At 73.6% G+C, this 17,823-nt stretch carries 19 protein-coding genes; 6 read left to right on the top strand and 13 right to left on the bottom strand.

All coding sequences use genetic code 11. From position 1 onward, the window contains the following. The first annotated feature begins 22 nt into the window (after positions 1–22). Together ABZT12_RS21215 and ABZT12_RS21210 are read left to right on the top strand one after the other, a co-directional pair. Positions 23–1,444, top strand: a complete 1,422-nt coding sequence (locus ABZT12_RS21215) for a CoA transferase (protein ID WP_356386562.1) — start codon at positions 23–25, stop codon at positions 1,442–1,444. Between the two features lie 123 nt (positions 1,445–1,567). Continuing rightward, positions 1,568–2,572, top strand: coding sequence for a CopD family protein (locus ABZT12_RS21210; RefSeq protein WP_356386675.1), 1,005 nt, complete (start codon positions 1,568–1,570; stop codon positions 2,570–2,572). 33 nt (positions 2,573–2,605) lie between these two features. On the opposite strand, the gene ABZT12_RS21205 is transcribed toward ABZT12_RS21210, so the two are convergent. From ABZT12_RS21205 to ABZT12_RS21170, 8 genes are all read right to left on the bottom strand, one after another. Next, on the bottom strand, positions 2,606–3,652 hold the full coding sequence (locus ABZT12_RS21205; RefSeq protein ID WP_356386559.1) for a zinc-dependent alcohol dehydrogenase family protein: 1,047 nt from the start codon (positions 3,650–3,652) through the stop codon (positions 2,606–2,608). A 69-nt stretch (positions 3,653–3,721) separates the two neighbouring features. Further along, positions 3,722–4,414 (bottom strand): lysoplasmalogenase, encoded by a 693-nt coding sequence (locus ABZT12_RS21200; protein ID WP_356386556.1) that lies wholly within the window; start codon positions 4,412–4,414, stop codon positions 3,722–3,724. Continuing rightward, complete coding sequence (locus ABZT12_RS21195; RefSeq protein WP_356386553.1) at positions 4,411–5,286, bottom strand: sterol desaturase family protein; 876 nt, start codon at positions 5,284–5,286, stop codon at positions 4,411–4,413. The genes ABZT12_RS21200 and ABZT12_RS21195 overlap by 4 nt, the downstream gene beginning before the upstream one ends. 98 nt (positions 5,287–5,384) lie before the next feature. Further along, positions 5,385–6,095 (bottom strand): VIT family protein, encoded by a 711-nt coding sequence (locus ABZT12_RS21190; RefSeq protein ID WP_356386550.1) that lies wholly within the window; start codon positions 6,093–6,095, stop codon positions 5,385–5,387. Between the two features lie 24 nt (positions 6,096–6,119). Further along, the gene (locus ABZT12_RS21185) at positions 6,120–7,349 is read right to left on the bottom strand and encodes an amidohydrolase family protein (protein ID WP_356386547.1); all 1,230 of its coding nucleotides are present in this window, start codon (positions 7,347–7,349) and stop codon (positions 6,120–6,122) included. Continuing rightward, positions 7,346–8,629, bottom strand: coding sequence for an amidohydrolase family protein (locus tag ABZT12_RS21180; protein ID WP_356386544.1), 1,284 nt, complete (start codon positions 8,627–8,629; stop codon positions 7,346–7,348). Before ABZT12_RS21180 ends, ABZT12_RS21185 begins: the two co-directional genes overlap by 4 nt. Before the next feature lie 9 nt (positions 8,630–8,638). Further along, positions 8,639–9,523, bottom strand: a complete 885-nt coding sequence (locus tag ABZT12_RS21175) for an SDR family NAD(P)-dependent oxidoreductase (RefSeq protein ID WP_356386541.1) — start codon at positions 9,521–9,523, stop codon at positions 8,639–8,641. Next, on the bottom strand, positions 9,523–10,320 hold the full coding sequence (locus ABZT12_RS21170; protein WP_356386538.1) for an acetoacetate decarboxylase family protein: 798 nt from the start codon (positions 10,318–10,320) through the stop codon (positions 9,523–9,525). Before ABZT12_RS21170 ends, ABZT12_RS21175 begins: the two co-directional genes overlap by 1 nt. A 172-nt stretch (positions 10,321–10,492) precedes the next feature. Here ABZT12_RS21170 and ABZT12_RS21165 point away from each other — a divergent pair, with 172 nt between their 5' ends. Next, positions 10,493–11,494, top strand: coding sequence for a DEDDh family exonuclease (locus tag ABZT12_RS21165; RefSeq protein WP_356386535.1), 1,002 nt, complete (start codon positions 10,493–10,495; stop codon positions 11,492–11,494). Positions 11,495–11,590: 96 nt separating this feature from the next. On the opposite strand, the gene ABZT12_RS21160 is transcribed toward ABZT12_RS21165, so the two are convergent. Further along, positions 11,591–11,839: a hypothetical protein gene (locus ABZT12_RS21160; RefSeq protein ID WP_356386532.1), complete on the bottom strand. Its 249-nt coding sequence runs from the start codon at positions 11,837–11,839 to the stop codon at positions 11,591–11,593. 244 nt (positions 11,840–12,083) lie between these two features. On the opposite strand from ABZT12_RS21160, the gene ABZT12_RS21155 reads away from it, so the two are divergent. The 3 genes from ABZT12_RS21155 (at position 12,084) to ABZT12_RS21145 (ending at position 15,712) form a co-directional block, all read left to right on the top strand. Further along, a complete protein-coding gene (locus ABZT12_RS21155) occupies positions 12,084–12,887 on the top strand; it encodes an SURF1 family protein (protein WP_356386530.1) in 804 nt (267 codons plus the stop codon). A gap of 279 nt (positions 12,888–13,166) precedes the next feature. After that, the gene (locus ABZT12_RS21150) at positions 13,167–14,951 is read left to right on the top strand and encodes a glycoside hydrolase family 15 protein (RefSeq protein WP_356386527.1); all 1,785 of its coding nucleotides are present in this window, start codon (positions 13,167–13,169) and stop codon (positions 14,949–14,951) included. A 5-nt stretch (positions 14,952–14,956) separates the two neighbouring features. Further along, on the top strand, positions 14,957–15,712 hold the full coding sequence (locus ABZT12_RS21145; protein WP_356386524.1) for an SDR family oxidoreductase: 756 nt from the start codon (positions 14,957–14,959) through the stop codon (positions 15,710–15,712). A 213-nt stretch (positions 15,713–15,925) separates the two neighbouring features. Here ABZT12_RS21145 and amaP read toward each other — a convergent pair whose 3' ends face one another. From amaP to ABZT12_RS21125, 4 genes are read right to left on the bottom strand one after another with little or no spacing between them, the layout of a single operon-like run. Beyond that, positions 15,926–16,513 (bottom strand): alkaline shock response membrane anchor protein AmaP, encoded by a 588-nt coding sequence (gene amaP / locus ABZT12_RS21140; RefSeq protein WP_356386521.1) that lies wholly within the window; start codon positions 16,511–16,513, stop codon positions 15,926–15,928. Continuing rightward, complete coding sequence (locus ABZT12_RS21135; protein WP_356386519.1) at positions 16,510–17,202, bottom strand: DUF6286 domain-containing protein; 693 nt, start codon at positions 17,200–17,202, stop codon at positions 16,510–16,512. The genes amaP and ABZT12_RS21135 overlap by 4 nt, the downstream gene beginning before the upstream one ends. Next, a complete protein-coding gene (locus ABZT12_RS21130; protein ID WP_356386516.1) occupies positions 17,199–17,591 on the bottom strand; it encodes a hypothetical protein in 393 nt (130 codons plus the stop codon). The genes ABZT12_RS21135 and ABZT12_RS21130 overlap by 4 nt, the downstream gene beginning before the upstream one ends. Then, positions 17,588–17,773 carry a hypothetical protein gene (locus ABZT12_RS21125; RefSeq protein WP_356386513.1) on the bottom strand — a complete coding sequence of 62 codons (186 nt, stop codon included), beginning with the start codon at positions 17,771–17,773 and terminating at the stop codon, positions 17,588–17,590. The genes ABZT12_RS21130 and ABZT12_RS21125 overlap by 4 nt, the downstream gene beginning before the upstream one ends. Between the last annotated feature and the right edge of the window lie 50 nt (positions 17,774–17,823).

Raw genomic sequence — 17,823 nt, 5'->3', positions numbered from 1 at the left:
ATCAATACTGCATAGTGCAGTCATGACTGACATGACGCAGACATGGATCGGGCTGGGCGGCGATCCCGCCCTGGTCTCGCGAATCTCGGTCGTCGCGCGCCCGGGGGCGCTGCAAGCACGGCTGCCCGTACGGGAGTTGGCCCGGGTCTGCGTGGGCGCGTGCGCGCTGGCCGCCGCCGAGCTGGGGGCCCGGCGGACCGGGGCGGCCGACGTACCCGGGGTGCGGGTGGACGACGGGGCCGTCGCCACGGCGTTCGTCAGCGAGCGGCAGCTGCTGATCGACGGACGGGCCCCGGTCGCCTTCTCGCCGCTGTCGCGGTTCTGGCGGACGGCGGACGGCTGGGTCCGCACCCACGCGAACTACCCGCACCACCGGGCACGGCTGCTGAGCGCGCTGCGACTGCCCGACAGTGCCGCGCCGGAGGAGGTCGCAGCCCGGCTGGCCGGTCTGCCCGCCCTCGACGCGGAGGAGGCGGTGTACGCCGCCGGGGGCCTCGCGGTCGCGCTCCGGACGGCCGAGGAGTGGGCGGCGCATCCACAGGGGGCCGCGGTGGCCGGGCGTCCGCTGGTCGAGCGCGAACGGCTCGGCACCGCGCCCGGGGATGCGCTCGCGCCGCTCGGCGGCGATCCGGCGCGGCCCGCCGGCGGACTGCGCGTCCTCGATCTGACCCGGGTCATCGCGGGCCCGGTCGCCACCCGCACCCTCGCGCTGCTCGGCGCCGACGTGCTGCGCGTGGACGCGCCGGGTCTGCCCGAGCAGGTCGACACGCACGCGGACACCGGTTTCGGCAAGCGTTCGACGCGGCTCGACCTCGGCCGGGCGGCCGACCGGTGCCGCTTCGAGGAGTTGCTCGCGCGGGCGGACGTCGTGGTCACCGGGTACCGGCCGGGCGCCCTGGACCGGTTCGGGCTCTCCCCTGAGGCGCTCGCCGAGCGCCGGCCCGGCCTGGTCGTGGCGCAGTTGTCGGCCTGGGGCTCCTACGGGCCGTGGGGCGAGCGGCGCGGGTTCGACAGTCTGGTGCAGGTCGCCACGGGCATCGCGGTGGCCGAGGGCTCTTCGCGGCGGCCGGGCGCGCTGCCCGCGCAGGCCCTCGACCACGGCACCGGTTATCTGGTGGCGGCCGCCGTGCTGCGGGCCCTGACGGAGCGGTCGTACGAGGGCGGCAGCAGGGTCGTACGGCTGGCCCTGGCCCGGACCGCCGCCTGGCTGACGTACGGGGCCGAGACGGGCGCGAAGAGCGGCCGGAGGGGCGACGGGGCGACCCGCGAGGGACGCGCGCACGACGAGCCGGCCCACGACGATCCCGGTCCCTGGCTCGCCGAGCGGGACAGCCCGGTCGGGCGGCTGCGGTACGCCCTGTCGCCGGTCTCCTTCGAGGGCGGGCCGGTCGACTGGGCCCGGCCGCCCGGGGCGTGGGGAACGGACGACGCCGTCTGGGCGTAGGCCGAGCGGGCGGGGAGCGCGGGGCCGGGCGGGCGGGGAGCGCGGGGCCGGGCCGCTGTTCCATCCGTTGCCCTGTCTCGGTTGCCCGGTTCTGTGCTGGTTGGTCAAGATCTTGAGGTGACCCTGCTACGACCGGCCGTCGAGGCCGCCGATCCCGGTGGGCCCGGACCGCGCCCGCACACCGGCCGGTCCGTGACCGTGCTCGTCCTGGTGGTGCTCGCCGGGCTGCTGCCGCTGCTCGGGCCGCCCGTCGCGGTGCACGGCACCGGGGAGGCCGCCGCGCCCCACGCGGGCGGTGTCGGGCTGCTCCGGGCGGTCCTGTTCGGGGCGGTCTGTGTGCCCCTGGGCGAGCTGCTGGTGCGGCGCTTGGCGCGTGGCGTGCCCGACGCTCCCCCGGACCGCCCCGGCAGCTGGTCCCCGTACGCGGCCGGGGCCGGGTTCGTCGCCGCGCTGGGGCTCGCCTCGTTCGTGTCGATCGGCCACGCGGTGCCGCACGGTTTCACGGGGATCGACATGAGCGGTCTCCACCGGTCCCGCGAGGGCCGGCTGGTGCTGCTGGAAATCAACGCGTTCGCCTTGGCCGCCCTGTGCGCCTGGTGGCGCCGGCCGCTCGCGCAGCTCTGGTCGTTCGCCGCGGTGGTCGTCGCCGAGGCGCTGCGCGCGCATCCCCCCGGGGAGCACGCTCCGCTCGTCGGCTCGGGACTGACCCTGGTGCATCTGACGTGCGCGGCCCTGTGGACCGGTGGACTGCTGTGCGCGCTGCGGACCCTGCGGTGGTGGCGGGACGGCGCCGCGGGGGCGGCGTTGCTGGGGCTCTACGCGCGCGTGGCGGCCGTGCTGCTGGCGGCGGTCACCGCCACCGGCGTGTGGAGTTCGCTGCGCAGGCTGCCGGCCGCCACCGTCCTGGACCAGCTGACGACGACGGCGTACGGGCGCGCCCTCCTCGCCAAGGTGCTCCTCGTCGTCGCTGTCGCCGCGCTCGCGCTGTGGGCGCGGACCCGGTTGCGGCGCGCGGCGGATCCGCTGGCCGCCTGCTCCCCCGCGCGGGCCGAGGTGGTGGCCCTGGGGGCGGTGGTCGCGGTCTCCGGGCTGCTGACGGCGCTGCCGCTGCCGGTCCACCCGCCCTGATCAACCGTCCGTCAACCGTTGATCAACGATTGATCAGCCGTTGGTGACCAGCACCTTGAGGGCGGTGCGCCGGTCCATCGCCCGATAGCCCTCGGGCACGTCTTCCAGCCCGACCGTCAGGTCGAAGACGGGGGACGGGTCGATGGTGCCGTCCAGGACGTCGGGGAGCAGCTCCGGGATGTAGCCGCGGACGGGCGCGACCCCGCCGCGCAGCGCGATGTTCCGGTCGAACAGGACGCTCAGGTCGAGGCCGGTGCCGCTGCCGTGCGGCACGCCGACGAAGCCGATCGCGCCGCCGTCGCGGGCGACGCCGACCGCGGTGCGCATCGACTGCTCGGTGCCCACCGCCTCCACGACGGCGTGGGCGCCCTGGCCGCGGGTGAGCGCGCGGACGGCCTCGACGGCCGCCTCGCCGCGCTCGGCGACCACGTCGGTGGCGCCGAAGCGGCGTGCGATGTCGGTACGGACCTGGTGGCGTCCCAGCGCGATGACGCGCTCGGCGCCGAGCCGCTTCGCGGCGAGCACGGCGCACAGGCCGACCGCCCCGTCGCCCACCACGGCGACCGTCGCACCCGGTCGGACGCCCGCGCCGAGGGCCGCGTGGTGACCGGTGCCCATGACGTCCGACAGGGTCAGCAGGGCCGACAGCAGACGGTCGTCGGAGGCGGCCTCCGCGGGCAGCCGGACGAGGGTGCCGTCGGCGAACGGGACGCGGACGGCCTCGCCCTGGCCGCCGTCGTGGCCCACGGCGCCCCAGAAGCCGCCGTGTTCGCAGGAGGTGGTGAGGCCCTCGCGGCAGTAGTCGCACACCCCGTCGGACCACATGAAGGGCGCGACCACGAGGTCACCGCGCCGGACGCCGCTCACCTCGGAGCCGGTCTCCTCGACGGTCCCGAGGAACTCGTGGCCGATCCGCTGCCCCGGCTGCCGGGCCGCGTCGCCGCGGTACGCCCACAGGTCGCTGCCGCAGATGCAGGCACGCAGCACCCGGACCACGGCGTCGGTGGGCACCCGGACCACGGGCTCGGGCACGTCCTCCACGCGCATGTCGTACGGGGCGTGGATGGTGGTGGCGCGCATGGCGAGGGTCCTTCTCGTCTCTGGTGTGCTCGTACGGGGGTGCTCGTACGGTGGGCTCGTGCGGTGTGCTCAAGGGGTGGTCGAGCGCACTTCACGGTACGCCGCCGAGGGCGCGCGTCGCTCGGCGAGGGTGCTCAGCACGCCCTTGACCAGCAGGGACTGGGCGGCGATGTAGGTGAGCATGATCCAGAAGTCGGGCCTGGGCGGCTGGGGCAGGCCGGCCACCCCGGTCGCGATGAGCGTGTCGGAGACCAGGAAGAACACGCCGCCGAGCCCGGCGACGGGACCGGACCGGACGGCCGCCGCGCAGGCCGTCGCCGCGAGCAGGGCGCTGTAGCCGGCCACCGGGATGCGCAGCTCCCCCGGGAGACCGGGCCAGAGCAGCGCGACGGTGACGATCAGGGCGACGGCGTACCCCGGGGCGAGCAGGGCGGCACGCGCGCGCGAGGTCGGCCGCGGGGAGCCGTACGACGTGAAGAGGACGAGGTAGCAGACGTGGCCGGCCGCGAAGGAGGCCATGCCGGCGAGGAAGGCGGGGTCACTGTCCGAGAGGAGGAGGAGGTCGCCGCCCCAGCCGAAGAGGAGCGCGGCCACCAGGAGCCGGGGAGCGCCGCGCCGGGCCGCGCAGGCGGCCAGGAGGGGCATCAGGAGCGGTTTGGCGACGGTGTGCCCGGGGCCGTGGCCGACCGCGAGCGAGACGAGGTCGACGGCAGTGGCGAGGGCGAGGGCGAGAGGGAGGAGCGGGACGCGGCGCGGGTTCACGCGGTCGCGGCCTCCTCGGAGGCGACGCTCCGCTCCGGCGCGGGCGCGGGCTGCCAGCCGGGACCGCCGAGGACCCGGCCCGCGCGCTCACGCCAACCGCCCGCCCGCTTCAGGTCCTTGGCGATGGCGACGTACTCGTGGGTGGCCACCTTGATCGGGTTGAACGTGTTGATGTTCTTCGTCAACCCGTAGACGGGGCGCTCCGTTTCCGGCACGTAGGAACCGAAGAGCCGGTCCCAGACGATGAGGATGCCGCCGAAGTTGCGGTCCAGGTAGCCGCCCTGGGAGGCGTGGTGGACGCGGTGGTGGGACGGCGTGTTGAGGACGGCCTCGAACCATCGGGGCATCTTGTCGATCCGCTCGGTGTGGATCCAGAACTGGTAGACGAGGTTCACCGAGGAGCAGAAGGCGAGGGCGGCCGGGTGCACGCCCAGGGCGACGAGGGGGACGTAGAAGGGCCAGACCGTGAGGGTCGTCCAGGGCTGGCGCAGGGCGGTGGTGAGGTTGAACCTGCGGCTGGAGTGGTGGACGACGTGACAGGCCCACAGGACGCGGACGACGTGGTGGCCGCGGTGGGACCAGTAGTAGAAGAAGTCCTGTCCGAGCAGCATCAGCGGGAGGGTCCACCACAGGACGGGGACGCGCAGCGGGGTGAGCTCGTACACCGCCGTGTGGACCGCGACGATCGGGATCTTCCAGAGGAGGTCGAAGACCAGGCTGCCGAGGCCCATGCCGACGCTCGTGGCGGCGTCCCTGGCGTCGTATCCGGCCGCATCGTCGTCGGGATGGACGCGGACGCTGATCACCTCGATCACGGTGAGCAGCACGAAGGCGGGTATCGACCACAGCACGGCATCGGGCAGGTTCGGCATGAACGCACCGTAGGACGGGCCCGTGGGCCGCGGCTAGACGTTGTTACCGACAAGTATGAACGGGCGCGCGCTTACTCGTCGGCGGTCCACGCCGACGGTCACACCCCCGCCGCCCCCAGCAGCGCTCCGGCCGCGTAGGTGATGCCCATGGCCAGCGCGCCGCCCGCCACGTTGCGCAGGATCGCCGGACGCGGGCCCGCCGCCCCGAGCCGCGCGCTGCTCCAGCCGGTGAGGAACAGCGCGGCCAGGACCGAGAGGACGGTGACACCGAGCCGCCGGCCGGCCGATGGCAGCACGATCGCGAGCAGCGGCAGCAGCGCGCCCACCGTGAACGACAGGAAGCTCGCCCAGGCCGCGTGCCAGGGGTTGGTGAGGTCGTCCGGGTCGATACCGAGCTCCACGCGCGCGTGCGCCCGCAGCGCGTCCCGTTCCGTGAGCTGTCGTGCCGCCTCCAGGGCGACCTCCCGGGTCAGTCCCCGCGCCTCCAGGAGTTCGGTCAACTCCTCCAATTCGGCTTCCGGTTGCTCCTTCAGCTCCCGCCGCTCCTCGGCCAGCGCGGCCCGCTCGGAGTCGCGCTGGGTGGAGACGGAGACGTACTCCCCGGTCGCCATCGACATGGAACCGGCCAGCAGCCCGGCCAGCCCGGCCGTGAGGAGTGCCGAACGGTCGTCCGTCGCGCCGGCCACCCCGACGACGAGGCCGGCGGTCGAGACGATGCCGTCGTTGGCGCCCAGGACCGCCGCCCGCAGCCAGTTCAGCCGGGCTCCCAGGGAGCCCTCGTGCGCCTCGGAGTGCGTGGGTCGCGTCACGGGGGGAGCATTCCACCCGCGGGCTCACCACACTCGTACCGACGCTCCCCGGGCGAACACCGGACTGGTCGCGTCCACCGGGGGTTCGGCGAGGGGCTCGGCGAGTTCGGCCACCGTGGGCCCCGCCTTCGCCGCGATCGGGTCCAGGAGGCCGAGGTCGAAACCGTAGACCCGGGCCGCGTTGCGGCCGAGCATCGCGGCGACCTCTTCGCGCGGTACGCCCGCGTACGCGAACCGCAGCCCCTCCCGGGAGTACGGGTAGGTCCCCTCGTCGTGCGGATAGTCGCTGCCCCACATGATCTTGTCCACGCCGATCCGGGCGCGCAGCGGCACCTCGTGCGGGCGCATGAAGCTGGCGCCGACGAAGCAGTGTTCGCGCCAGACCCGCGACGGCCCCTCCCCCATCCCGGCGGCCAGGCCCGCGCCGAACCTGGACTCGGCGGTGGCCGCCCGTTCCGCCGCCGTGACCAGCCGGCCGTGGTAGTAGTCCAGCATGTCGAGCACTCCGGGGATCCAGCCGGAGCCCTGCTCGGTCAGGACGAGTCTGAGGCCGGGGTGGCGGCGGAAGGCGCCGCCGAAGATCAGGTGCCACAGGGCGCGGTGCGAGAACCAGGTCGTCTCCACCATGAACACCGCGCGGGCCGCCGGTTCGTCACCGAGCGGCGGCGAGGCCGACCCGGCGTGGTGGTTGACCGGGACGTCCAGTTCGGCGCAGACGGCCCACAGCGGGTCGTACGCCGACGAGTACAGCTCCGGCAGCCCCGAGCCCGGCGGGGTGCCGGGCAGCATCAGGCCGCCCTTCAGCCCCGCTCCGGCCGCGCGGCGGACCTCGCGCGCCGCCTCCTCGACGTCACCCAGGAGGATCTGGAAGACGCCCGCCCGCCGGCCCGGCGCGGCCTGGCAGAACTCCGCCAGCCAGCGGTTGTGGGCGCGCAGACCGGCCCAGCGCAGCGTGAACTCCTCGCCCGTGGGCGGGGGTGCCATCAGCGAACTGGACGGGAAGAACGGGGGGATGGTGTTGGGGAAGACGACCTCGGCGACGATTCCGTCCGCCTCCAGCTCGGCGAGCCGGCGTTCGGAGTTCCAGTTCCGGTCGGCGGTGTCGGCGAGCAGGTCCTCGTACGGGTTGACGTAGGTGGCCGCCCAGGCGTCGAAGTCGTCGTGGTACCGCTTCTCCAAGTAGGGCCGGTAGTCCAGGAGATCGGCTCCGGCGTGGCAGTCCGCCGAGATCACGGTGTACCGGTCGTCGCTCATGAGGTCGCCCCCAGGACGGGGAAGTCGTGGTCGGTCAGCCAGTGCCGGCCCACCGCGCGCGAGCGCGCCCAGGACGCCTCGACCGCCGACTGGTCCTCGGGCTGGCCGAGTTGGGCCGGGGTCGGGCCGATACGGCGGGCCAGCGGGGCGAGTCGACCGAGGTCGAAGCCGAAGGCCGCCGCCGCCGAGAGGCCGAGCATGCGCCGGGTCTCGGTCACCGGGATGTCGTGGAAGGTGCGCCGCAGCCACGCGCGCGTGTCGGGCCAGGTGCCCTCGGGGTGCGGGAAGTCGCTGCCCCAGAGGATGTTGTCGACGCCGATCTCGTACCGCTGGGCCAGTTCGCGGCGCTTGGTGTTGGTGGCGCAGACGAACACCTGCCGGTCGAGATACTCGTGGGGCGGCCGGGTCAGCTCCGCGAAGGGCGAGAGCTTCTTGCCGCCGTGGGCGCCCAGGTAGAGGCGGTCCATGAACCACAGCAGGTTCGGCAGCCACCAGCAACCGGACTCCGCCACACCGAACGTGAGCCCCGGGTGGCGTTCGAAGACGCCGGACCACAGGAGGAACCAGAGCGGCCGGGCGGGCCACCAGGTCACCTCGCTGACGTAGATGCCCAGGTGGTCCCCGTATTCCTGGCGGGGTGCCGCCCCGGAGTGGGTCAGCACGGGCATCCCGCACTCGGCCGCCGCTGCCCACACACGGTCGTAACGCCGGTCGTGGTAGGGCTCCTTGTCGACCCACATGGCCGGGATCATCAGGGCGCCGAGTCCGGACTCCCTGGCTCGGAACACCTCGCGCACGACCCGCTCGGTGGGGGCGGTGACGGGCAACAGGGCGACTCCGCAGTGCCGTTCGGGATGTGCGGAGACGAACTCCGCCAGCCAGCGGTTGTGCGCCTGCGCGCCCGCCATCCCCAACTCCGGGTCGTGGTCGCCGGAGAGGCCGAGTCCCACGCCGAAGGGGGCGGCGGTCCGGCTGTCCACGGCGTCGGCGTCCGGGAAGACCACCTCGGCGGCGACCCCGTCCCCGTCGAGTTCCTTGACGCGCTGCGCCGCGTCCCAACCCCCGCGCAGCCCTTCCTCGTTGTCCTGGAACCACTTCGCCGCGAACGCCTCGTTGCGGATCCCCAGCCGTGTCATCTCCGCACGGCGCCGCTCGCGCCCGTCGAGGAACTCGTCGAAGTCCCGGTGGAACCGGGCGTCCAGATAGGGCCGGTACTCCTCGGTGGGCAGCCCGGCATGGCAGTCGGAGGAGATGATCAGGTACGGCTCCTGGTCGGGCACGTCGACCTCCTAGTCCAGGATGAAGCTTTCGAGATACGACGGGTTCGCCCGGTCGAGCATCGAGGCGGCCCGGGCGCGGATCTGGGCGTCGCTGCGCTCGCTGCCCGGCAGCAGCCAGAAGCGGTCCGCGCGGACACCGTCCACGACGAGGCCGGCCACCTCCTCCACGGGCGTGAACTCGACCTCCCGGCCGGCCTCCTTCATCGCGGCCTCCCACTGGCCGAGGCTGCGGTACGGGGTCTTCCGGGGCCGCTCCTTGGCGTACCGGCCGGGCCGGTTGCGGTGCGACTCCCACAGGCCGGTGCGCAGCATGTGCGGTCCCGGGAAGAGCACCGAAGCGCCCACGCGCGCGTGCTCGGCGCGCAGATGCGCGTACAGGGACTCGGTCATCGTGACGACTGCCGCCTTGGTGACCGCGTACACGGAGGCGGTGGGCAGCGGGGCGATCCCGCCGTCCCCGGAGGACGTGTTGACGACGTGTCCGGGCTCACCGGCGGCGAGCATGCGGGGCAGGAACGCCTGGATGCCGTGGAAGACGCCCCACACGTTGACGGCGAAGGCCCACTCCCAGTCGTTCGGTTCGTGCTCCCACATCCGGCCCTCGGCGCCCGAGCCGACCCCGGCGTTGTTGCACAGGACGTGCACGGCGCCGTACGTGTCGTACGCCGACTCGGCCAGATCCAGAACCTGTTGGCGTACGGCGACGTCGACCACGCGCGCGTGCACGTCGGCGCCCTCCGCGCGCAGGTGGGCGGCGGCCTTCTCCAGGGCGCCCTCCTCGACGTCGGCGAGGACCACCCGTAGCCCTTCGGCGGCGAACCGTCGCGCCATCGCCAGGCCGATCCCGCTCGCCGCCCCGGTGACCACGGCCACCTGTCCGGCCGTCAGTTCCATCACGGGCTCCCTTCGGGCGGGGCGTCGAGGATCTGGCGCGGGTCGTCGTAGCGCTGGTGGATGTACGGCAACAGGGCCTTCGTGTCGGCCCGTTCGACGACCCGGCCGGTCTGGGTGCTGGTCCTCTCGCCGACGGTGATGCCGACGAGTCGGCGGACGGGGAGGTCGGCGACCGGGTCGTACACCGACTCGCGCAGGACGACGTCGCCGGTGACGCGCTCCAGCCGGCGCGTCCTCTCCTCGCGCAGACAGTGCACGAGCAGCGGATCGCCGTCGAGACCCGAACCGTCCACCGCGGGAAGGAACTTGAAGTAGAAGTCGGTTCTGCGGGCCGGCTCCGGCAGCGGCAGGTCCCCGCTCACCGCGCCGCGCACCTCGACGAAGACGATGCCGTGCCGGGCGAGCGACGCGCGGACCAGGAGGCCGTCGCGCTCCACGGTCACCTCGCCGAGTTTCTTGGGCTCGCCGAAGACCTCACGGCCTCCGGTGAGGGCCCTTTCGAGGGTCATCGGCATGACGAGCGGGTACCAGCCCTCGACGCCCCCGTGGGCGGCGGCGACCGCGAACGAGCCCGCGCCCAGCGGGCGTCCGGCCAGGTCGACCCTGCTGATGTTCGCCCGGACCAGGGGCCGGCCGGTGGGTTCGAGGGGCGGGGGAAGCACGGCCGCGACCGCGTCCGGATCGCTCTCCCAGAGGGCCACCACACCGGTGGACCAGATGTCGGGGAGCCGGGTGCTCGCGGTGCGTGCGGCGGCGATCTCCGCCTCGGTCCGTGCGCCGTACCGTACGCGTGCCATACGCGGTACCGCCCTTCGTAGGCCGTCATCCGTCAGGCGGGCAGCACGGTGGCACCCGGCGGGCGAAAGGTCCATAGCCACGCGCGCGTGCGTTCGGCGGGCCCGAACGGGCGGCCGGGACAAGGCCCCTGTGGGACAGGGCTGTCGGTGGCGGCCCGTATCCTCAGTGACCATGCTCGAAGACCTCACGACCGCAGCGTCCGCCGCCACCCCGTGGCCGGCCGCGTATCCGAAGGGATACGCGGTCGTTGACGTGGAGACCACTGGCCTGGCCCGGGACGACCGCATCATCTCCGCGGCCGTCTACCGGCTGGACGAGCGGGGCGAGGTCGAGGACCACTGGTACTCGATGGTCAACCCGGAGCGCGATCCCGGCCCGGTGTGGATCCACGGCCTGACGAGCGATCTGCTGGAGGGCGCGCCCCTCTTCCACGACATCGCCGAGGAGTTCGCGACGCGGCTGGAGGGCCGGGTGCTCGTCGCGCACAACGCGGTGTTCGACTGGCAGATGATCGCGCGGGAGTACGCGCGCGTGCGAATCGAGCCTCCGGTCCGTCAGCGGCTGTGCACCATCGCGCTCTCCAAGGAGCTGGGTCTGCCGCTGCCCAACCACAAACTGGAGTCGCTGGCCGCGCACTTCGGGGTCGTCCAGCAGCGCGCGCACCACGCGCTGGACGACGCGCGGGTGCTCGCCGAGGCGTTCCGGCCCAGTCTGCGGGCGGCGGCCCAGGGGGGCGTACGGCTGCCGTTGAACGAGTGTCTGCCGCTGACCGAGTGGGCGGACCGGGCCGCGCCCCTCATCGGCCGGCAGGGCGGGGGCTACGGCGGCTACCGGCCGAGCGGTTGGCGCCCCGCGCGCAGGAGGCCGGCGTGTCCGTATCCCAACCCGGGCCGGTTCGAGGACGGCAAGCCGCTGCGACAGGGCATGCGGATCGCCTTCTCGGGTGACACCTCCGTCGAGCGGGAACTCCTGGAGGACCGGGCCGTGGAGGCGGGGCTGCACGTCGCGACGAGCCTGTCCCGGCTGACCAGTCTGCTCGTCACGAACGATCCGGACTCGCTCACGTCGAAGGTGGTCAAGGCGCGCCAGTTCGGGACGCCGGTGGTCGACGAGGCCGCGTTCGGGCAACTGCTGCGCGACGTCGCCCCGGCGGACGGCCGCACGGAGGGGTGACGGGGGCGCGGCTCCCCCCGCGCCCGCGCGCCCGTTCGCGCCGACGGCCCACCGACCGGGCACCGGGCCGGGCGGGGCGGTACGTCGTCCGGTCGTCTAGAGGGCGGAACCGACCTTGGCCACGATGCCGGACTTGCCCTCCGCGCGGGCACAGTGCGCGCCGCAGTACCAGTGGCCGTCCACCTCGGCGCCCTGGCCGATGATCTGCACCCGGCAGTGTTCGCAGATGGGGGCCATGCGGTGGATCGCGCAGGCGAACGAGTCGAAGACGTGACGTGCCCCGTCCCGGGTTTCGACGGTGAACGCCAGCTCGTAGTCATTGCCGCATACTTCACATCGTGTCATAAGCCGCATGCTCGGCGGCGGGGCAGGCGCCCGCAAGCCGACGGCGCCGGCCGGGGAGGGGTTGCACCTGGTCGGCGTAGTGGGCGAAACGGAGGTTGCCTCTGCATGTACCCGACAGCCCGACGGAAGCGATCTCCGTCCCCCGGTGGCGCCGCTCCACAGGCGTCCGCGGGACCCTCTCCACCGGACTCCCCGAGCGGACCCCGCTGAGAACACCCCGCGACCGAGTTGTACCGTCAATGGGGTGTACCGCTTCCTCATGTCCCGGCAGTGGGTGATCCTCGCGCTCATCACCCTCCTCCTGATCCCGACGATGATCAGGCTGGGCATCTGGCAGATGCACCGCTACGAGATGCGCAGCGCGCGCAACCAGCTCGTCTCCGACGCGCTGCACGCGAAGCCCGTGCCGGTGGAGCGGCTGAGCGCCCCCGGGCACTCCGTGACCCGCACCGAGAAGTACCGCACGGTCACCGCGACCGGCACCTTCGAGACCTCCGAGGAGGTCGTCGTCCGGCGCCGGGTCAACGCGGACGACGAGGTCGGCTTCCACGTCCTCACCCCGTTCGTCCTGACGGACGGCAAGGTCGTCCTGGTCAACCGGGGCTGGATCCCGGCGACCGGCGTGCAGACGGCGTTCCCGAAGATCCCCGCGCCGCCCGCCGGGCGGACCACCGTCACCGGGCGGCTGATGGCCGACGAGACGACCGCGGCGAGCGGCATCAAGGACATCAAGGGGCTGCCCGACCGGCAGGTCATGCTGATCAACAGCGAGGAGCAGGCCCGCCGGCTGGGGGTCCAGGTGCTCGGCGGCTATGTCGAGCAGACGGCACCGGACCCCAAGGGCGGCTCCCCGGCACAGATCTCCGACCCCGGCAGCGAGGACGCCCCGCTGAACTACGCGTACATGATCCAGTGGTGGCTGTTCGCCGCGGCCGTCCCGTTCGGCTACGTGGTACTGGCCCGCCGCGAGGCGCGCGACCGCCGGGAGGCGGCGGCCGAGGACGCGCGGACGGCCGAGACCGCGGAGACGGCACCCGCGAACGTCTAGCTGACGCGCCCGGCTAGTGCCGCAACAGGCAACATTCGCCCCGTCGCGACGCCATGCACGCTCCCCCACTGCCTTGAGGGCGTGGGAGGTGCCCCCACTCGCCGCACCGGCCGAAAGCCCGTGTACGTCCAGTACGAGGACTTCCGGCCGGCCCACCGAGAGCACGCACCTGACGCCGCTCCTTCACGGGCAACCGTTGCCTGCCGCGGCACCAGCTCCCTTCACCCGCCCGGGCGCACCACCTGATTGCCCCGTCGGCCCGCCGGGAAGCCGCACTGCGTGCACCCCCGCATCGAGGACTACGCCCTCATCGGCGACGAGCAGACCGCGGCCCTGGTCGGCATGGACGGCTCCGTCGACTGGCTGTGCCTGCCCCGCTTCGACTCCGGCGCCTGCTTCGCCCGGCTGCTGGGCGACCAGGAGAACGGCAACTGGCGCATCGCCCCCCTCGACGCCGACCGCTGCACCCGCCGCGCCTACCGCCCCGGCACCCTGGTCCTGGACACCGAGTGGGAGACCGACGAGGGCGCGGTACGCGTCACCGACCTGATGCCGCAGCGCGAGCGGGCCCCCGAGGTCGTACGCATCGTGAAGGGCCTCCACGGCAGCGTCACCGTGCGCAGCACGCTCCGCCTGCGCTTCGACTACGGCTCGGTCATGCCGTGGATGCGCAAGGCGCATGGCCACCGGGTGGCGATCGCGGGCCCGGACTCGGTGTGGCTGCGCAGTGAGCCCTCCGTGCACACCTGGGGCGAGGACTTCGGCACCCACTCGGAGTTCACCGTCAAGGCGGGCGAGAAGGTCGCCTTCGTCCTCACCTGGCACCCCTCCCACGAACCGCGCCCCCGGCTCGTCGACCCCTACGGGACACTGCGCGACAGCGTCGCGGACTGGCAGGCGTGGTCGGCCCGCTGCCGCTACGACGGCCCGCACCGGGAGGCCGTGCTGCGCTCCCTGATCACCCTCAAGGCCCTCACCTACGCGCCCACCGGCGGCATCGTCGCCGCGCCCACCACCTCCCTGCCCGAGGAGATCGGCGGCGTACGCAACTGGGACTACCGCTACTGCTGGCTGCGCGACGCCACGCTGACCCTGAGCGCACTGGTCTCCGTCGGCTACCACAAGGAGGCCGCGGCCTGGCGTGACTGGCTGCTGCGCGCGGTCGCGGGCGCTCCGGCGGACCTGCAGATCATGTACGGCGTGGCGGGCGAGCGCCGGCTGCCGGAGTTCGAACTGCCCTGGCTCTCCGGCTTCGCCGGCTCCGCCCCCGTACGCATCGGCAACGGCGCCGTGAAGCAGCTCCAACTGGACGTGTACGGCGAGGTGATGGACGCCCTCTGGCTGGCCCGCCGGGCGGGCCTCTCCCCCAAGCCGCACATGTGGTCGTTGCAGGGAAAGCTGCTGGAGTGGCTGCGCGCGCACTGGCGGCTGCCGGACGAGGGACTGTGGGAGGTGCGCGGCGGGCGCCGGCACTTCGTGCACTCCAAGGTCATGGTGTGGGTGGCCGCCGACCGGGCCGTGCGCACCCTGGAGGAGTACCCGGAGCTGGCCGGGGACCTCGCGGGCTGGCGGGCGCTGCGGAACGAGGTGCACCGGGACGTGTGCGAGAGGGGCTACGACCCGCAGCGCAACACCTTCACCCAGTCCTACGGCTCGCGGGAACTGGACGCCGCGCTGCTGCTCATCCCCCGCTGCGGCTTCCTGCCGGCCGACGACCCGCGGGTGGTGGGCACGGTCGACGCGGTCCGCGAGGCGCTCGGCCAGGACGGTTTCGTACGCCGCTACGACACCGCCGACACCCCCGTGGACGGCCTCCCGGGCGGTGAGGGCGCCTTCCTCGCGTGCTCGTTCTGGCTCGCGGACGCGCTGCACATGACGGGCCGTACACGGGAGGCGCGGGAGCTGTTCGAGCGGCTGCTCAAGCTGGTCAACGACGTGGGGCTGCTGGCGGAGGAGTACGACCCGCTGGCCGGCCGCCAGTTGGGCAACTTCCCGCAGGCGTTCAGCCACATCGGGCTCGTCAACACCGCGCTCGTCCTGTTCGGGGACGACACGGCAGGATAGGGACCATGGATCTTGGACTGAAGGACCGGGTGTACGTCGTCACCGGCGCCACCCGCGGGCTCGGCAACGCGACCGCCCGCGAGCTGGTGGCCGACGGGGCGAAGGTGGTCGTGACGGGCCGCGACGAGCAGCGGGTCGCCGACGCGGCGGCCGAACTGGGCCGGAACGCGGTTGGGTTGGCGGTCGACAACGCCGATCCGGAGGCGCCCGCGCGGCTGATCGCGGCGGCGCGCGAGGGGTTCGGGCGCTTCGACGGCGTCCTCGTGAGCGTGGGCGGGCCGGCCCCCGGGTTCGTCGCCGACAACACCGACGAACAGTGGGAGGCGGCGTTCCGGTCGGTGTTCCTGGGGGCGGTGCGGCTCGCCCGCGCGGCGGCCGGGGAGCTGACGGAGGGCGGGGTGATCGGGTTCGTGCTGTCGGGTTCGGTGTACGAGCCGATCGCCGGACTGACGATCTCGAACGGTCTGCGGCCCGGTCTGGCCGGCTTCGCCAAGTCCCTCGCGGACGAGCTGGGCCCGCGCGGCATCCGTGTCCTCGGTCTGCTGCCGTCCCGTATCGACACCGACCGGGTGCGCGAGCTGGACGGCCTCTCCGCGGACCCGGCGGCCACCCGCAGGGCCAACGAGTCCCGCATCCCGCTGCGCCGCTACGGGACGCCGGAGGAGTTCGGCCGTACGGCCGCGTTCCTGCTGTCGCCGGCCGCGTCCTACCTGACGGGGATCATGCTTCCGGTGGACGGCGGAATGCGGCACGGCTTCTGAGCCGGGCCACCCCAACGCGCCTTGCGCCCGGCGGACTTGGCGGCGGGCGGAGCACCGGCCCGCCCCGACGCCATCGACCCAGGCTGCCCGTAGGCCACTCGCCCTCGCCCGACCCGCCTACCACGTACGGCCCTTGACGGCCGTCAACTCGCCCAACCCGTACGGTTGTTGACGGCGCTCAACTCGTCTCCTCCGTACGACTGTTGGCGGCGGTCAACTCACGCGCCGCGCACGGTGCTTGACGCCGGTGAGCCGTACCTCCGTGGGGAGTTCGGCGAGGCCGGCCGAGTCGCGGGCGTGGGCGAGGGCGCGGGTGGTCAGGTGGTGCAGCGCGTCCTCGGGGTCCACATGCGGTTCCAGCCGGAGGCGGACCCGGGCCCGGGGGGCCGTGCGGTTGCCGGTGAGGCGTACGTGGGCGTCGGAGACGCCCTCCAGCTCGCTCGCGTCGGCGACGAACACGCTCTCCAGGGCGCGGCCCCGCAGCAGCGCGCCGTCGCCCTCACCGGTGCGGACCAGCACCTCGGCGAGGCGGCGCCGGCGCAGGTTCGCGATCAGCCACCACAGGGCGAGCAGCACCAGGACCGCGAGCACGGCGATGACCGCCGGCCACCACCAGCCCGCGTCCCGCCACCGGGTCCGCTGGGCGTCGCTGAGCAGCACGTCGTGGCGTCCGTCGTGGATCCACCAGGAGGGGGGCTTCGCGCCGAGCCCGATGGCCAGCACGGACCCGCCGAGGAGGAGGAGGGCGAGCCCGACGAGCCCGGTCAGCAGTCGGTTGACGGTCCTGAGCACGGCGTTCATCCCTTCCGTCCGGGCCGGGCGACCCGTACCGAGAGTCCGGGCGGCCGGGTCAGTCCGAGGCGGTGGATCGCGTCGGTCAGTGTGGCGTCCAAGTCGGCGCGCACGTCGTCGAGTTCGCGGAAGTGCACGAGCGCGCGGACCTCGGCCCGGCGCCGTCCCACCCGTACCCGCACGGACCCCACGCCCGCGACCTCCATGGCCCGGTCGCGCAGCGTGAGCGCGGCGGCGGCGCGGTGCAGTCCCGCCCGGACGTCGGAGTGGGTGCGCCGCATCGGCAGCACGGCCCGCAGGCCGGGGGTGAGCGCGAGCAGCAGCAGCCAGAGGCCGAGGGCGGCGGCGATCCCGGCGCCGACCAGCACCCAGGTGTCGTCGAGGGGCCGCTCGGCCAGCTGCCGGGCCAGTGAGCGCCGCCAGCTCAGGGCGGACCGGTGGGCGCGGACGGCGGCCACGTCGTAGAGCAGGGTGCCCGCGCCGACGAGCAGCAGCGTGGCGACGACGGCCGCGGGGACGCGGCGCGCCGACCAGAAGCGGCCGTTCGTGCCCTCCTCGCCCTGGGCGGGGGACTGTGGTGCGGAGTCCTCCGCGGCGCCGGACCGGCCGGGGGCGTACTCCGTGCCGCTGTCCGGCTCCACCCGGTACAGGACCGGCAGTCGTCGGGTGGTGCTCTCGGAGCCGTGGTACTCGCTCATCGCGTCCTCCCCTGGGCCACGCCGTGGGTACGCGCCGGATGCAGCCGCTCGACCTGCACGGCGACCTCCGGCACCTCCATCGCCACCAACGCGCGTACCCGCTCGACGACTTGTCGACGCACCTGGGTGCAGTGCGATCCGATGTCGCACGGATAGCCGAGTTCGAGATGGACCCGGACCCGGGCGGTGTCGTGGTGGACCGCGACGGTGACGTGTGGCGGCGCCGCCTCGGGCGGAAGCGGTCCGAGGGCCTCGCGGGCCGCCTGCGCGGCGATCTTGGCGACGACGCGGTCGGCGATCCGGGTCGCGCCGCGCTCGCCGGGCGCGATGACCGCGGGCCGGCCGCGGGGCTCGTCCAGGGTTCCGGCCGCGCCGGCCACCGAGGTCACCGCCGCCGGTCGTCTCGGGTGCGGAAGAAGTCGCCGAGGTCGAGATCGCCCTCCGCGAACCTGCCGACGATGAAGCCGATGGCGCCGAGGGCGGCCACCAGCACGAAGGCGCCGAAGCCGCCGAAGTATCCGGCGAAGCCCAGTGCCATTCCGGCGATCATGCCGATCAAGGCCCCGCTCATGGTGCGCTCCTCAGTCCGCTCTCAGGTAGTCCGCTCGACTGTCGTGTGCT

This window comes from Streptomyces sp. NPDC005423 (assembly GCF_040606415.1).
In the GTDB taxonomy this organism is placed as follows: Bacteria; Actinomycetota; Actinomycetes; order Streptomycetales; family Streptomycetaceae; genus Streptomyces.
Note: the sequence above shows the minus strand (reverse complement) of the source record. Positions and strands in the feature narration are given on the sequence as shown.

Coding starts and splice junctions, on each gene's coding strand:
- ABZT12_RS21195 (WP_356386553.1), bottom strand. CDS start 5,286: ATGCCGAACCTGCCCGATGCCGTGCTGTGGTCGATACCCGCCTTCGTG.
- ABZT12_RS21160 (WP_356386532.1), bottom strand. CDS start 11,839: ATGACACGATGTGAAGTATGCGGCAATGACTACGAGCTGGCGTTCACC.
- ABZT12_RS21205 (WP_356386559.1), bottom strand. CDS start 3,652: ATGCGCGCCACCACCATCCACGCCCCGTACGACATGCGCGTGGAGGAC.
- ABZT12_RS21165 (WP_356386535.1), top strand. CDS start 10,493: ATGCTCGAAGACCTCACGACCGCAGCGTCCGCCGCCACCCCGTGGCCG.
- ABZT12_RS21170 (WP_356386538.1), bottom strand. CDS start 10,320: ATGGCACGCGTACGGTACGGCGCACGGACCGAGGCGGAGATCGCCGCC.
- ABZT12_RS21185 (WP_356386547.1), bottom strand. CDS start 7,349: ATGAGCGACGACCGGTACACCGTGATCTCGGCGGACTGCCACGCCGGA.
- ABZT12_RS21175 (WP_356386541.1), bottom strand. CDS start 9,523: ATGGAACTGACGGCCGGACAGGTGGCCGTGGTCACCGGGGCGGCGAGC.
- ABZT12_RS21135 (WP_356386519.1), bottom strand. CDS start 17,202: ATGAGCGAGTACCACGGCTCCGAGAGCACCACCCGACGACTGCCGGTC.
- ABZT12_RS21125 (WP_356386513.1), bottom strand. CDS start 17,773: ATGAGCGGGGCCTTGATCGGCATGATCGCCGGAATGGCACTGGGCTTC.
- amaP (WP_356386521.1), bottom strand. CDS start 16,513: ATGAACGCCGTGCTCAGGACCGTCAACCGACTGCTGACCGGGCTCGTC.
- ABZT12_RS21215 (WP_356386562.1), top strand. CDS start 23: ATGACTGACATGACGCAGACATGGATCGGGCTGGGCGGCGATCCCGCC.
- ABZT12_RS21145 (WP_356386524.1), top strand. CDS start 14,957: ATGGATCTTGGACTGAAGGACCGGGTGTACGTCGTCACCGGCGCCACC.